The organism is Frigoribacterium sp. PvP032, from assembly GCF_017833035.1.
In the GTDB taxonomy this organism is placed as follows: Bacteria; Actinomycetota; Actinomycetes; order Actinomycetales; family Microbacteriaceae; genus Frigoribacterium.
On sequence record NZ_JAFIBM010000001.1, the window covers coordinates 2,749,039 to 2,763,361 of the forward strand.

Here is a 14,323-nt window from a genome sequence, read left to right on the forward strand (position 1 = left end):
CCCTGACGACCGCGAACCGGCACGTACTGCTCTGCGGGCTGGGCCCAGGAGCAGTTCGCGCCGGTTCAGCGCCGGTAAGGCGGGGTCAGGCCTGGAGCTTCTCGATCAGCTGGGCCTTGGTGAGGCGCGAGACGCCGGTGGCGCCCTTGTCGGTGGCGAGCTGACGCAGCGAGACGAGGGTCTGGGCGTGCAGGTCGACGTGCGCCTCCGAGCCGTCGTGCGCCGTGACCGTGGTCTCGTCGGCGTGCGGAAGCGGCGGCGTGTAGGCCGCGCTCGGGCCCTTCGGCGCGCTGGTCGTCGGGACGACGGACTTCAGCGCGACCTCGGCCTCGACCTGCTCGTGCGACTTGGTGGGCTTGGGGGCACGGGCTGCGGGCGTCTCCGCGGAGGCGGCCGTCGCCTCCTTCGAGGCGCCCTTGGAGGCACTCTTGGTCGCGCTCTTCACGGCCTTCTTCGTCGCCTTCTCGGCGTCCTTGATCTTCTTCGCGGCGGAGTCGAGGGCGTCGTCGGCCGAGCCACGAGCCTTCTTGGTCTTCTTCGCGCCGTCCGCCTTGGCGAGCGCCTTGACGCCCTTGCGCGCGTCGACGACGGCGTCGAGAGCGGAGTCGAGCGCCGCGGTCGCGGCCTTCTGGAGCTTCTTCGTGCTGGCCACGGGGCCTCCTCGGTTCGGGTGCGGGGTACACGTCAGCCTGGCACTGGTCCAGCCGGGCAGCAGCCCGCTCGGAGGCGTCTCCCAGTGAGCACGAAGCACCTCGGAGTGGACCATGCACCTCGAGACGACGGGGTGCACGGTCCACTCGGGGTGTCCCAGGCCGGGCGCGGAACGGCTCAGGCGCCTGCGCCGGTGCCGGTCCAGAACTCGCGGACGGCCTCGACGACGCCCTCGGCCTGACGGCGACCGGCCTCGGCAGCCGGGCCGCGGTTCGCGCTCGAGAGCGAGTTGGCCCCGAAGGAGGCGAGGCTCTCGGCATCCGCCTCGATCACGAACACGGGCCGGTCGGCACCCATGCGCGTGGAGACGACGCCGGGCAGGGTCGGGCCGAGCGGTGACTGCGCCAGCTCCGGCCCGCACGAGAGCACGAGCACGCGCTCGGCGGCGTCGGCCACGTCGGCGTTGGTGCCCGAGCGGATGCCGCCGTCCATGGTCGGTCGCCCGTCGACCTCGACCGTCGGCCAGACGAGCGGCACCGAGCAGCTGGCCGCGACCGCCACGTGCAGGGGCACGCCGGAGGCGGCGGTCAGCACCCGGAACTCGCCGTCGGTCGCGTCGACGGTGCAGATCGCGAGCGCACCCTCGGGCCAGGCGGCGTCCGCTCCGAAGCGCTCGCGCATGGCCGTGACCAGCTCGGGCTCGTCGCCGGTCACGGGCACCTGCCGGGCCAGTGCGCCCAATCGGGCCCGCGCCTCCTCGGCGTTCGTCGCCCCCTGGATCGCCTGGCCGATGCGCTGCATGAAGTCCTCGCCGTCGAGCGCGGCCTCCGGGGTCGCCGCGGCCGGCACCAGCTGCTCGGCGTACGCGTCGGCGACGCCGCTCCCGCCGAGCCGCAGGGTGGTGCCGACGACCGAGCCCGCGGAGGTGCCGACGACCAGGTCCGCGTCGCCGAGCGGGATGCCTGCCTCGAGGAGGCGGGAGAGCACGCCGAGCTCCCACGCGATGCCGGTGATGCCGCCGCCGCCGAGGACGACGGCCGTGCGGGGGCCGGCCGAGGCCGGGGAGCTGGTGGGGGCTGCTGTGTCGGTCATGGGACCTCCTGGTGAGCGTGACGGGAACCGACCCACGCTACGACCGGCGGCAGGCACGGCACTCAGCCCGTGCCCACCCTCGGCGGAAGGCACGTCCTCCCAGCGTGAGTTGCCGCTCGACCCCAGAGGTGGTGAACGGTGGTGAGGAGCCTCACTCGGCGGACCAGAGCTCCTCGGCCTCGAGGACCAGATCGATCAGTCGACGCAGGAGACCCCCCGCGGTCGTCGACCTCAACAGGGTGTATCTGTCGTAGTCACCCAGCGGGGCGATCGCTGCCAGTTGCCAGACGGCTGCGACTGGATCGTCCGACAGCTCGATGTCGTCATCCGACTGGGGCCCCGCGGCGCGAACGACCAAGCGGCGGACAGCTGCTTCGGCCTGGTCCCGCAGGGGTGCGAGCTTCTCAGACCACTCGAGATCCGGCAGGACCGAGAGCTCGGCCCGCGGGAACGGATCCTCGTCGACCCAACGTTCGACCGTGAACCGCCGGGTCCCCAGGCCGGTGATGAACAGGTCGTCGGCGCCCGCGGCGGCGCTCACGAGACGCGCCATCGTCCCGACCGAGGCGCGCTGGTCGCCACCCCCGGCTTCTGATCCGCGCTCGATGAGGACGACGCCGAACTCGGGTTCGTCCTCGTCGAGCAAGCGGCCGACCAACGTGAGATACCGAGGCTCGAAGACACGCAGCTGGATGGGCACGAACGGGAACAGCACTGATCCCAGCGGGAACATCGGTGAGACGGCCATGACCCAGTCAAGCACCGCGGACAAGAAGTTCACAGGCGCCCAGAGAGCCCTCGTCCACACCGCGAAGAACGCCTAGTTGTTGAAGCGGAACTCCACCACGTCGCCGTCCTGCATGACGTACTCCTTGCCCTCGATGCGGGCCTTGCCGGCCGAGCGCGCCTCCGCGATGGAGCCGGTCTCGACGAGGTCGGCGTACGAGATGACCTCGGCCTTGATGAAGCCCTTCTCGAAGTCGGTGTGGATGACGCCGGCGGCCTGGGGGGCCTTCCAGCCCTTGCCGATGGTCCAGGCGCGGGTCTCCTTCGGGCCTGCCGTGAGGTAGGTCTGCAGGCCGAGGGTCTCGAAGCCGATGCGGGCGAGCTGGTCGAGGCCGGACTCGTCCTGGCCGGTCGACGACAGCAGCTCGGCGGCGTCCTCCGGGTCGAGGTCGATCAGCTCGGACTCGATCTTCGCGTCGAGGAACACGGCCTCGGCCGGGGCGACGAGCGCGGCCAGCTCGGCCTTCTTCGCATCGTCCGTGAGGATCGACTCGTCGACGTTGAAGACGTAGATGAAGGGCTTGGCGGTGAGCAGGCCGAGCTCGCGGATGGGCTCGAGGTCGATGCCGGAGGCCGAGAGGGCCTCGCCGCGCTGCAGCGCCTCCTTGGCGGCCACGGCCGTCTCGTGCGTGAGCGGCTCGACGCGCTTGAGGCGGAGTTCTTTCTCGTAGCGGACGAGCGCCTTCTCGACGGTCTCGAGGTCGGCGAGGATCAGCTCGGTGTTGATCGTGCCCATGTCGCCCTCGGGGTCGACCTTGCCGTCGACGTGCACCACGTCGGGGTCGACGAAGCCGCGGACGACCTCGGCGATCGCGTCGGCCTCGCGGATGTTCGCGAGGAACTTGTTGCCGAGCCCCTCGCCCTCGCTCGCGCCCTTGACGATGCCGGCGATGTCGACGAACGACACGGGCGCCGACAGGATCTTCTCCGAGCCGAACAGGCCCGCGAGCACGGGGAGGCGCGGGTCGGGCAGGTTGACGATGCCGACGTTCGGCTCGATGGTCGCGAACGGGTAGTTCGCCGCCAGCACCTGGTTCTTGGTCAAGGCGTTGAACAGGGTGGACTTGCCGACGTTGGGCAGTCCGACGATCGCGATAGTGAGAGCCACGGTCAGCCATCGTACCGGCGCGCGGCCGGGCAGACCTCCGGGGCGCCCCCGACCGCAGGAGGCGCGGGTCGGCCCGGCAGTGTCCGAGGCCCGTGACACGATGGTGCGATGCCCATCGACTTCACCGCGATCGACTTCGAGACCGCGAACTCGAGCAGCGCCTCCGCCTGCTCCGTCGGCCTCGTCAAGGTCCGTGACGGCGTCGTCGTCGACAAGGTCGGCTGGCTGATCAAGCCGCCGGCGGGGCACGACACGTTCCTCGAGTGGAACACCCGCATCCACGGCATCCGGGCCGACGACGTCGTCGACGCCTTCGAGTGGCACGAGCAGTTCGACCTCATCGCCGACTTCGCGGGCATCGACGTCTTCGTCGCCCACAACGCCGGCTTCGACATGGGCGTCATCAAGGGCGCGTGCGCCGCGACCGGGGTCACTCCGCCGTCGTGGGCCTACCTCTGCAGCCTGCAGGTCGCCCGCAAGACCTACGCCCTCGACTCGTACCGGCTGCCGCTGGCCGCGGCGGCCGCCGGGTTCACGGGCTTCTCGCACCACGACGCCCTCGCCGACGCCGAGGCCTGCGCGGCCATCGTCGTGCACGCGGCGCAGTTCCACGGGGCGGACGACCTGCGGCAGCTCGCCGACACGGCCCGCGTCAGCATGAAGCGGCTCACGCCTGCGGCCCCGCCCGCCGACGCGGCGGCCCCGGCCGCGGCGCCCCGACGCCGCGTCGTCTTCCGCTAGCCGCCCGAGCCGCCCGAACCCGCCGAGCCCGCCCGAGGTCACCGGGGCGCGGCGCGCGCTCTCGGCCGGTGTCGGCGGCTGCTGCGACACTGCCGCCATGACCTCACCGCTCCTCCTCGTGGCCCTCGTCGTCGTCGCGCTCGGGGTCGGCACGGCCCTCGGCGTGCTGCTGTCCCGCTCCCGTGCCGCCGAGGCCACGGCACGCCTGTCCGCCGACGCAGCCGCGGCCCGCGCGACCGTCGACGGCTACCGCGAGCGGCTGATCGACCTCGACGAGCAGCACCGACGCGAGGTCGCCGGGCAGGAGGCACGGCTCCGGGAGTTCCAGGACAGGCTGCGTGACGCTCGCATCGCCGAGGCGGAGCGGGCCCGTTCCGAGGGCCAGGTGATGACGGCGCTCAGCCCGGTCGCGCAGAGCCTCGCGGCGGTCCAGGCCAAGGTCGCCGAGCTCGAAGAACAGCGGGCCCACCAGTACGGCACGCTCAGCGAGCAGCTGCGCAGCGCCGTCGCCTCGGAGGAGCGGCTGCGGAGCACCGCCGAGTCGCTGGCCTCCGCGCTCCGGTCGAACAGCACGCGGGGGGTCTGGGGCGAGACGCAACTGCGCAACGTCGTCCAGGCCGCCGGTCTCGTCGAGCGCGTCGACTTCGACCTGCAGAGCAGCATCTCGAGCGATGCCGGTGCCGGCAGACCGGACATGGTGGTGCACCTGCCCGGCGGCAAGAACATCGCCGTCGACGCCAAGGTGCCGTTCGCGGCCTTCCTCGAGGCGAGCGCGATCCCCGCCACGGCCGTCGGGGAGGAGGCCGCCCGACGGGACGTGCTCGTCCGGCAGCACGTCAAGGCGCTGCGGGCCCACGTCGACGCGCTCTCGGCCAAGACCTACTGGGCGGGGCTCGAGTCGTCGCCCGAGCTCGTCGTCGCCTTCATCCCGAGCGAGTCGCTCGTGTCGAGCGCCCTCGAGGCGGACCCCTCCCTGATGGACTACGCGTTCCAGAAGCGCGTGGCGCTGGCGTCGCCCGTCACCCTCTGGTCCGTCCTCAAGACCGTCGCCTTCAGCTGGCAGCAGGACGTCGTGACGAACGAGGCGAAGGTCCTCTTCGACCTCAGCCGCGAGCTGTACGGCAGGCTCGCGACGATGGCCGGCCACGTGGACAAGCTCGGCCGGTCGCTGCGCGGCTCGGTGAACGACTACAACCGCTTCGTGGGCTCCCTCGAGCGCACCGTGCTGCCGTCGGCACGCCGGCTCAGCATGCTCGACGAGACCAAGTCGCTCACCTCGCCGACCGTCGTCGAGGAGCTCCCCCGAGACCTGACGGCCACAGAACTGACGACCGCCCTCGACGCTGACCGTGAGGTCGAGGCGTCGAGGGCGGCGGCCGACGAACGTGAGCCCAGCCAGGCGACCTGGACCGAGCGCGCGAGCTAAGAGGACTAAGCGGTCTCGCCGTACCACTTCGAGACGAGGTGGTCGGCCTCGACCCGGCGGATGGTGCCCGAGTGCGAGCGGAGCACGATGGACGACGTGCGGATCATGCCCTGCTTGCGCTTGACGCCCGCGACGAGCGCGCCGTCGGTGACGCCGGTCGCGACGAAGTAGGCGTTGTCGCCCTTGACGAGGTCGTCCTGGTCGAGCACGCGGTCGAGGTCGTGGCCGGCGTCGATCGCCTTCTGGCGCTCCGCGTCGTCCTTCGGGGCGAGGCGCGTGAGGATGAGGCCGCCGAGCGCCTTCACGGCGCAGGCCGTGATGATGCCCTCCGGGGTGCCGCCGATGCCGACGCACATGTCGATGCGCGAGTCGGGACGGGCCGCGTTGATGCCGCCGGCGACGTCGCCGTCGAGCAGCAGGCGGGTGCCCGCGCCGGCGGCGTGGATCTGCTGGATCAGGTCGGCGTGGCGGGGACGGTCGAGCACGGCCACCTGGATGTCCTCGACGGCGAGGCCCTTCGCGTCGGCGAGCGCACGGATGTTGTCGCCGACGGGCTTGTCGAGGTCGATCACGCCGATGCCCTCGGGGCCGGTGACGATCTTGTCCATGTAGAACACGGCACTGGGGTCGAACATGCTGCCGCGGTCGCTGACGGCGATCACCGAGAGGGCGTTCATGCGGCCGGCGGCGGTGAGGCTCGTGCCGTCGATGGGGTCGACGGCGATGTCGCAGGCGGGGCCGAAGCCGTTGCCGACGTGCTCGCCGTTGAAGAGCATCGGCGCCTCGTCCTTCTCGCCCTCGCCGATCACGACGACGCCGTCGAAGGCGACGGTGCCGAGGAACTTGCGCATCGCGTCGACCGCGGCGCCGTCGGCGGCGTTCTTGTCGCCCTTGCCGATGAACGGGGCGCTGCGGATCGCGGCGGCCTCGGTGGCCCTCACCAGCTCCATGCCCAGGTTGCGGTCGGGATGTGAGTAGAGGGTTCCGGAGTCAGCCATGCTCCGGAGCCTACTCGGGAGCCGCCTCCTCGACGGTCCCTGCACGGACGTGCACACACGTGCAGGCCCCCCGCTGCCCGGTCCGCTCCTGAAGGCCCTGACTAGGGTGGGATGCGCAGCCCACACGCCATCATCGAAGGAGATCCGATGCCCGTCGCAACCCCCGAGCAGTACGCCGAGATGCTGGACAAGGCGAAGAACAAGGGGTTCGCCTACCCCGCGGTCAACGTGTCGTCGTCGCAGACGATCAACGCCGTGCTGCAGGGCCTCACCGAGGCCGGCAGCGACGGCATCATCCAGGTCACCACGGGCGGCGCCGACTACTTCGCCGGCCAGACGGTCAAGAACCGCGCCGCCGGAGCCATCGCCTTCGCGAAGTTCGCCACCGAGGTCGCCAAGAACTACCCCGTCACCGTCGCGCTGCACACCGACCACTGCCCGAAGGACGCCCTCGACGGCTTCGTCCTGCCCCTCATCGCCGCCAGCGAGGAGGAGGTCAAGGCCGGTCGCAACCCGCTGTTCCAGTCGCACATGTGGGACGGCTCGGCCATCCCCCTCGACGAGAACCTCGAGATCGCCCAGCAGATGCTCAAGCGCACCGCCGCGATCAACGCCATCCTCGAGGTCGAGATCGGCGTCGTCGGCGGCGAGGAGGACGGCATCCAGCACGAGGGCTCGAACGAGGCGCTCTACACGACCGTCGGCGACGTCACCCGTGCCGTCGAGACGCTCGGCCTCGGCGAGAACGGCCGCTACATCGCCGCCCTCACCTTCGGCAACGTCCACGGCGTCTACAAGCCCGGCAACGTCAAGCTCCGCCCGGAGCTGCTCGGCGAGATCCAGCAGGGCATCCAGGAGCGCTTCGGCACGGCCGAGAAGCCCCTCGAGCTCGTCTTCCACGGCGGCTCCGGCTCGTCCGACGCCGAGATCCGCGAGGCCGTCTCGAACGGCGTCGTCAAGATGAACCTCGACACCGACACCCAGTACGCCTTCAGCCGCTCGATCGCCGACACGGTGCTGAAGAACTACGACGGCTTCATCAAGGCCGACGGCGAGGTCGGCAACAAGAAGCAGTACGACCCCCGCGCCTGGGGCAAGGTCGCCGAGTCGGCCATGGCCGCCCGCGTGGTCGAGGCGACCCGCCAGCTCGGCTCGTTCGGCCAGTCGGGCAGCTGACCCGCACCTCCTGACGCGACACGAGAGGCCCCGCAGCGACGAGCTGCGGGGCCTCTCGTGTCGGCATGGACGACGCGCCGGCGGGATGCCCCTAGGAGGTGGGGCGTGCGCTGTCGAGGAGCGACTGCACGAACGCCGCGTCGCCCAGGAACACCGACAGCACGAGCACCATCTGCACGATCGTGACCACTGCGCCGGCGGCCAGCGGGACCCAGAAGGTCACCTTGCCGGCACGCAGGCGGCGGACCGTGAGCACGATCATCGGCACGAACACGACGAGCGACACGATCGCGATCGCCCCGCCGGCCTGCTGCAGCGCGGCCTGTCCGGTGAAGTCGTCGACGGGGTAGCCCTGCGCCGAGAACGCCGACAGCAGCGTCCTTGAGAAGCCCGAGACGAGCACGATGTTCGAGATCACGTTGTAGCCGGCCAGGCCGAGCAGGACGAACGTGGCGACACGGTCGACGCGCCGTCCGGTGCTGAGCACGGGGGCCGACGTGGGTGGCCCCTGGTACGGCTGCGCGCCTCCTGCGCCCTGGCCCTGCTGCGGGTGCTGCGACCACGACGTGGGCTGCTGCCCTGTCGGCACCGGCTCGCCCTGGCCCGCAGGAGGTGCGGCGTCGGCCGGCGGGACGGGGTTGACCCAGCCCTCTGGCGCGTACTCGCCGTACCGAGGACGCGGTCGCGGGTCACGCCGAGCCGCTGCCGCCGCGTCGCCGTCGCGGCCGCCGTGCTGGTCGCGGTCGTCGCTCATCGGGCGGTGCGTCCGCCGAGCGCGCGGGTGTCGGTCTGGCCCTGGGCGTCCTTGCGGAGCTCCTTGGGGAGGGAGAACATCAGGTCCTCCTCGGCCGTGACGACCTCGGACACATCGCCGTAGCCGGCGTCGGCGAGGTCGTCCAGGACCTCCTTGACCAGGACCTCGGGCACCGACGCGCCGGAAGTGACGCCGACGGTCTCGACGCCGTCGAGCCACTCCTGCTTGATCTCGCTCGAGTAGTCGACGCGGTAGGCGGCCTTGGCCCCGTGCTCGAGGGCGACCTCGACGAGCCGGACGCTGTTCGAGCTGTTCGCCGAGCCCACGACGATGACGAGATCGGAGTCGACGGCGACCTTCTTGATGGCGACCTGGCGGTTCTGCGTGGCGTAGCAGATGTCGTCGCTCGGCGGGTTCTGGATGGTGGGGAAGCGCTCGCGCAGGCGGCGGACCGTCTCCATCGTCTCGTCGACGCTCAGCGTCGTCTGCGAGAGCCAGACGAGGTTGTCGGGGTCGTCGATGACGAGGTCGTCGACCTCTGCCGGGTTCTGCACGAGGGTGGTGCGGTCGGCGGCGTGGCCCATCGTGCCCTCGACCTCCTCGTGGCCGGCGTGGCCGATGAGGATGATGTGGCGGCCCTGCGAGCCGAAGCGGACGGCCTCGCGGTGCACCTTGGTGACGAGCGGGCAGGTGGCGTCGATGGCCTGCAGGCCGCGGTCGGCGGCGCCCTTGACGACGGCCGGCGAGACGCCGTGCGCGCTGAAGACGACGTGCGAGCCCTCTGGCACTTCTTCCACCTCGTCGACGAAGATCGCGCCCTGGCTCTCGAGCGTCGACACGACGTGGACGTTGTGGACGATCTGCTTGCGGACGTAGACGGGCGACCCGTAGTGCTCGAGCGCCTTCTCGACGGCGATCACCGCACGGTCGACGCCGGCGCAGTAGCCGCGGGGGGCGGCGAGCAGCACCCGCTTCGTGCCGTTGACGGGGGTGTCCCGTAGCCTGTTGCGCAGCGCAGGGACGCGCGGAGTCGGGAGGTCGACGGCGATGGCGCCGTTCGTGATGTGTGCCACCCGTCGATGATAGGCGTGACGACTGGTCGCGTTCTGGGAGGCCCGCCTCGACGGCTCGCGCTCCGTGTCCTGCCCTCGCCCCTGCCCCTGTCCGCGCACCGACCTGAGGACGCCCCCGCATGACGATCGTCACCCCGCCGCCCACCGCCGACGCGCCCTGGCCTGTCGGCCTGCTCGCGGGCAAGGTGCGCGACTGGATCGACCGGCTCGGCACGGCGTGGGTCGAGGGGCAGATCACCCAGTGGAACGTCTCGGGCGGCAACGTCTACGGCAAGCTGCGCGACCTCGAGCAAGACGTCACCGTCTCGTTCTCGATCTGGTCGAGCGTGAAGTCGAGGGTGCCCGCCGACCTGAAGCAGGGCGACCGCGTGATCGCGGCCGTCAAGCCGAACTACTGGGTCAAGGGCGGCTCGCTGACCATGCAGGTCTTCGACATGCGCCACGTCGGGCTGGGCGACCTGCTCGAGCGCCTCGAGCGCCTCAGGGCGCAGCTGACCGCCGAGGGCCTGTTCTCCCCCGACCGCAAGAAGCGGCTGCCCTTCCTGCCGCAGTGCATCGGGCTCGTGACCGGCCGCGACAGCGACGCCGAGAAAGACGTGCTCCGCAACGCCCAGCTGCGCTGGCCCTCGGTCTCGTTCCGCGTGGTGCACGCGGCGGTGCAGGGCGACCGCTCGGTGGGCGAGGTCACCGCCGCCGTGCAGCAGCTCGACGCCGACCCCGAGGTCGACGTGATCATCGTCGCCCGCGGCGGCGGCGACTTCCAGAACCTGCTCGGCTTCAGCGACGAGTCGCTCGTGCGGGCGGTCGCGGCGTGCCGCACTCCCGTGGTCAGCGCGATCGGGCACGAGGCCGACCGCCCGCTGCTCGACGACGTGGCCGACCTGCGGGCGTCCACCCCCACCGACGCCGCGAAGCGCGTGGTGCCCGACGTCGGCGAAGAGCTGTCGCGCGTGCAGCAGGCCCGCTCGCGCATCGGGGTGCGGCTGAACCAGATCGTGTCGACCGAGATCGACCGGCTCGAGCAGGTGCGCAGCCGACCCGTGCTCGCCTCGCCCCAGACCCTCGTCGACGTGCGTGCCGACGAGATCGTCCGAGCCGTCGCCCGCGGCGAAGAACTCCTCTCCCGGGCCGTCGAGCGGGCGCACACCAGGGTCTCCGAGCTGACGGCCCAGCTGCGTGCGCTCTCGCCCCAGGGCACCCTGCGGCGCGGCTACTCGATCGTCCAGCTGCCGGGCGGCGGAGTGCTCCGCGACCCGGCGGACGCCCCCGAGTCGACCGAGCTGGTCCTCACCCTCGAAGGAGGCGCGCTGCAGGCCGTCAGCACCGGCGCCTCCTCCCCAGGCCCCGCCTCCTCCCCGTCCTCCTCGTCGTCGAGCGACGCCGCCTCCCCTGCCAGCACCTCTCGTTAGGATCGACCCGTGGCACAGTCCTCCTCCCCCGCACCCTCCGCGTCCGCTCCCGCCGACGTGGCGTCCCTGAGCTACGAGGAGGCGCGCGACGAGCTCGTGACCGTCGTGTCCGAGCTCGAGCAGGGGGCCTCGACCCTGGAGCGCTCGCTCGCCCTGTGGGAGCGAGGCGAGGCCCTCGCGCGCCGCTGCGAGGAGTGGCTGCTCGGCGCTCGCGAGCGCCTCGAGGCCGCCCGTCGACAGGCGCCCGCCGAATGACCGACCCCGGACCCCGCACGAACGACCCCGGGCCTCGCAAGAAGCAGCCGCGGATCGTGGCCGAGCTCGGACGCCCTGAGACGCCGGACGAGACCGCACGCCGCAAGGCGGAGAACACCCGCAAGCACTACGCCAACCAGACCGCCGTCAACCTGACGCTGTCCATCGTCGCGTCGCTGGCCGTCGTGCTGTTCCTGGTGCTGGTCGTCGTCCGACCGAGCGGCACCGTCAACCGCCAGGAGATCGACTACCGGTCGGTGGCGCAGAGCGCCGAGAGCAACGTCGACGTGCCGCTCGCCGCCCCGGACCTGCCCGACGGCTGGACGTCGAACCGCGCGGACATCTCGACGGGCACCGCCGACGGCGTCGCCACCTGGTACGTCGGGCTCATCACGCCCACCGAGCAGTTCATCGCGCTCGAGCAGGGCGTCGACGCCAACGCGACGTGGGTCGCCAACGCGGTGCAGGCCCGACCCGCCACGGGCGCGGTGACGATCGCCGGGCTCGACTGGCAGGTCTACGACCGCCGTGACGGCGAGAGCCCCGGCAACTACGCCTACTCGATGACGACCACGGTCGACCGCAGCTCGTACGTGCTGCACGGCACGGCGGGCGACGTCGAGTTCGAGCAGCTCGCGACCGCCCTGGCCGAGCAGCTGGCCGACCAGACAGGAGACCAGTCGTGACCGATCCGCTGACGCCCGGACGCGCGTGGGAGCGCATGAAGGCCGGCAACGAGCGCTTCGTGACCGGAGCTCCCCAGCACCCCCACCAGGACAGCGATCGACGCGCGCTGCTCGCCGGCGGGCAGGAGCCCGTCGCGGCCCTGTTCGGCTGCGCCGACTCGCGCCTCGCCGCCGAGATCATCTTCGACGTCGGCCTCGGCGACCTCTTCGTCGTGCGGAACGCCGGCCAGGTCGTCGGCGACACCGTCATCGCCTCGCTCGAGTACGCGGTCTCGGTGCTCGGCGTGCCGCTCATCGTCGTGCTCGGCCACGACAGCTGCGGCGCGGTCGCGACGGCCATCGACTCGCTCACGAGCGACGCGCCTCCCGGGTCGCGGTTCCTCGGCGACCTGGTCGACATGATCGTGCCGAGCGTCCGACGGGCGACGATCGCACTCGAGCCGGGTGCGGTGCTCGACCCGCGCGCGGTCGGGGCGCTGCACATCCAGGCCTCGGTCGAGGCGCTGGTGGGCCGGAGCGCGCTCATCTCGGCCGCCGTGGCCGAGGGTAGGTTGACCGTGGTCGGGGCGAACTACGCGCTCGCCGACGGCCGCGTCGACCCGTCGATCATCATCGGTCGACTCTGACGCCGCGGGGGCGACCGGCTCCCGTGACACCGCCCCACGAGGGCCGAAGGAAGGACGATGACGTCGTGACCACAACCGAGTACCGCATCGAGCACGACACGATGGGCGAGGTGCGGGTCCCCGCGGCCGCCCTCTGGCGTGCACAGACCCAGCGGGCCGTCGAGAACTTCCCCATCTCGGGAGCCGGCCTCGAGGCGGCGCAGATCGTCGCACTGGCGCGCATCAAGCGGGCTGCCGCCGTCGTGAACGGCCGACGAGGCATCGTCCCCGCAGGCGTCGCCGACGCGATCGTCGCCGCGGCCGACACGATCATCGGCGGGCAGCACCACGACCAGTTCCCCGTCGACGTCTTCCAGACCGGCAGCGGGACCTCGTCGAACATGAACATGAACGAGGTGCTCGCCACCCTCGCCGGCACGGTCGACGGCGTCGAGGTGCACCCCAACGACCACGTCAACGCCTCGCAGTCGTCGAACGACGTGTTCCCCACCTCAGTCCACGTCGCCGTCACCGGCGCGCTGCTGCACGACCTGGTGCCGGCGCTGGAGCACCTCGCCGAGTCCCTCGAGCGCAAGGCCGCCGAGTGGGCCGGCGTCGTCAAGGCGGGTCGCACCCACCTCATGGACGCGACCCCGGTCACGCTCGGCCAGGAGTTCGGCGGCTACGCCCGGCAGATCCGCCTCGGCGTCGAGCGCGTGCAGGCGACGCTCCCCCGCGTCGCCGAGGTGCCGCTCGGCGGCACCGCCACGGGCACCGGCATCAACACCCCCGTCGGGTTCCCGCAGGAGGTCATCTCCGTGCTCGCCGACGACAGCGGCCTGCCCGTGACCGAGGCGCTCGACCACTTCGAGGCGCAGGGCGCCCGTGACGGCCTCGTCGAGGCGTCGGGAGCCCTCCGTGTGCTCGCCGTCAGCCTGACCAAGATCAACAACGACATCCGCTGGATGGGCTCCGGCCCGAACGCCGGCCTCGGCGAGCTGCACGTCCCCGACCTGCAGCCCGGGTCGTCGATCATGCCCGGCAAGGTCAACCCCGTCGTGCCCGAGGCCGTCCTCATGGTGTCGGCACGGGTGATCGGCAACGACGCCACGATCGCCTGGGCCGGCGCCTCCGGCTCGTTCGAGCTCAACGTGGCCATCCCGGTGATGGGCACCGCCCTGCTCGAGTCGATCCGCCTCCTCTCGAACGCGACCCGGGTGCTCGCCGACAAGACCGTCGACGGTCTCGAGGCGGACGTCGAGCGCGCCCGCGCCATGGCGGAGTCGTCGCCGTCGATCGTCACGCCGCTGAACCGCGTGATCGGCTACGAGGCCGCGGCGAAGGTCGCGAAGCACGCCGTGGCGCAGAAGATCACGGTGCGCGAGGCCGTCGTCGACCTCGGCTTCGTCGAGCGCGGCGAGGTCACCGACGAACAGCTCGACTCGGCACTCGACGTGCTGAGCATGACCCGCCCCGGCTGAGCTGCACCGCGCCGCAACGCACCGCACCGCACCGCGTTCCGTGCACCGCACCCGATCTAGACGAGGTGCAGTGCACGTGACG

General features: G+C 71.6%; 15 protein-coding genes. 8 read left to right on the forward strand and 7 right to left on the reverse strand.

Annotated features, from left to right (window positions below; translation table 11 throughout):
- Positions 1 to 85: 85 nt before the first annotated feature.
- The 4 genes from JOE35_RS12610 to ychF form a co-directional block, all read right to left on the reverse strand.
- The gene (locus JOE35_RS12610) at positions 86 to 652 is read right to left on the reverse strand and encodes a hypothetical protein (protein ID WP_209561355.1); all 567 of its coding nucleotides are present in this window, start codon (positions 650 to 652) and stop codon (positions 86 to 88) included.
- A 176-nt stretch (positions 653 to 828) separates the two neighbouring features.
- Positions 829 to 1,743 carry a patatin-like phospholipase family protein gene (locus JOE35_RS12615; protein ID WP_209561356.1) on the reverse strand — a complete coding sequence of 305 codons (915 nt, stop codon included), beginning with the start codon at positions 1,741 to 1,743 and terminating at the stop codon, positions 829 to 831.
- A 151-nt stretch (positions 1,744 to 1,894) separates the two neighbouring features.
- Positions 1,895 to 2,476 carry an LON peptidase substrate-binding domain-containing protein gene (locus JOE35_RS12620; RefSeq protein ID WP_209562059.1) on the reverse strand — a complete coding sequence of 194 codons (582 nt, stop codon included), beginning with the start codon at positions 2,474 to 2,476 and terminating at the stop codon, positions 1,895 to 1,897.
- 87 nt (positions 2,477 to 2,563) lie between these two features.
- The gene (gene ychF, locus JOE35_RS12625; protein ID WP_209561357.1) at positions 2,564 to 3,637 is read right to left on the reverse strand and encodes a redox-regulated ATPase YchF; all 1,074 of its coding nucleotides are present in this window, start codon (positions 3,635 to 3,637) and stop codon (positions 2,564 to 2,566) included.
- Positions 3,638 to 3,745: 108 nt separating this feature from the next.
- On the opposite strand from ychF, the gene JOE35_RS12630 reads away from it, so the two are divergent.
- Together JOE35_RS12630 and JOE35_RS12635 are read left to right on the forward strand one after the other, a co-directional pair.
- Positions 3,746 to 4,378, forward strand: coding sequence for an exonuclease domain-containing protein (locus tag JOE35_RS12630; RefSeq protein WP_209561358.1), 633 nt, complete (start codon positions 3,746 to 3,748; stop codon positions 4,376 to 4,378).
- Between the two features lie 97 nt (positions 4,379 to 4,475).
- Positions 4,476 to 5,804 (forward strand): DNA recombination protein RmuC, encoded by a 1,329-nt coding sequence (locus JOE35_RS12635; protein WP_209561359.1) that lies wholly within the window; start codon positions 4,476 to 4,478, stop codon positions 5,802 to 5,804.
- A gap of 5 nt (positions 5,805 to 5,809) precedes the next feature.
- Here JOE35_RS12635 and glpX read toward each other — a convergent pair whose 3' ends face one another.
- On the reverse strand, positions 5,810 to 6,802 hold the full coding sequence (gene glpX / locus JOE35_RS12640) for a class II fructose-bisphosphatase (RefSeq protein WP_123548080.1): 993 nt from the start codon (positions 6,800 to 6,802) through the stop codon (positions 5,810 to 5,812).
- Positions 6,803 to 6,949: 147 nt separating this feature from the next.
- Here glpX and fbaA point away from each other — a divergent pair, with 147 nt between their 5' ends.
- On the forward strand, positions 6,950 to 7,978 hold the full coding sequence (fbaA, locus tag JOE35_RS12645; RefSeq protein ID WP_209561360.1) for a class II fructose-bisphosphate aldolase: 1,029 nt from the start codon (positions 6,950 to 6,952) through the stop codon (positions 7,976 to 7,978).
- A 91-nt stretch (positions 7,979 to 8,069) separates the two neighbouring features.
- Here fbaA and JOE35_RS12650 read toward each other — a convergent pair whose 3' ends face one another.
- Positions 8,070 to 8,732, reverse strand: coding sequence for a DUF6264 family protein (locus JOE35_RS12650; RefSeq protein WP_209561361.1), 663 nt, complete (start codon positions 8,730 to 8,732; stop codon positions 8,070 to 8,072).
- A complete protein-coding gene (locus JOE35_RS12655; protein WP_374099707.1) occupies positions 8,729 to 9,805 on the reverse strand; it encodes a 4-hydroxy-3-methylbut-2-enyl diphosphate reductase in 1,077 nt (358 codons plus the stop codon). Before JOE35_RS12655 ends, JOE35_RS12650 begins: the two co-directional genes overlap by 4 nt.
- A 119-nt stretch (positions 9,806 to 9,924) precedes the next feature.
- Between JOE35_RS12655 and xseA the strand changes: the two genes are divergently transcribed.
- From xseA to JOE35_RS12680, 5 genes are all read left to right on the forward strand, one after another.
- A complete protein-coding gene (xseA, locus tag JOE35_RS12660; protein WP_209561362.1) occupies positions 9,925 to 11,214 on the forward strand; it encodes an exodeoxyribonuclease VII large subunit in 1,290 nt (429 codons plus the stop codon).
- A 9-nt stretch (positions 11,215 to 11,223) separates the two neighbouring features.
- Positions 11,224 to 11,469 (forward strand): exodeoxyribonuclease VII small subunit, encoded by a 246-nt coding sequence (locus tag JOE35_RS12665; protein WP_146904035.1) that lies wholly within the window; start codon positions 11,224 to 11,226, stop codon positions 11,467 to 11,469.
- Positions 11,466 to 12,155, forward strand: coding sequence for a DUF4245 domain-containing protein (locus JOE35_RS12670; RefSeq protein WP_209561363.1), 690 nt, complete (start codon positions 11,466 to 11,468; stop codon positions 12,153 to 12,155). The genes JOE35_RS12665 and JOE35_RS12670 overlap by 4 nt, the downstream gene beginning before the upstream one ends.
- Positions 12,152 to 12,781, forward strand: a complete 630-nt coding sequence (locus tag JOE35_RS12675) for a carbonic anhydrase (RefSeq protein WP_307803077.1) — start codon at positions 12,152 to 12,154, stop codon at positions 12,779 to 12,781. The genes JOE35_RS12670 and JOE35_RS12675 overlap by 4 nt, the downstream gene beginning before the upstream one ends.
- Before the next feature lie 65 nt (positions 12,782 to 12,846).
- Positions 12,847 to 14,241 (forward strand): class II fumarate hydratase, encoded by a 1,395-nt coding sequence (locus tag JOE35_RS12680; RefSeq protein ID WP_209561364.1) that lies wholly within the window; start codon positions 12,847 to 12,849, stop codon positions 14,239 to 14,241.
- Positions 14,242 to 14,323 lie beyond the last annotated feature (82 nt).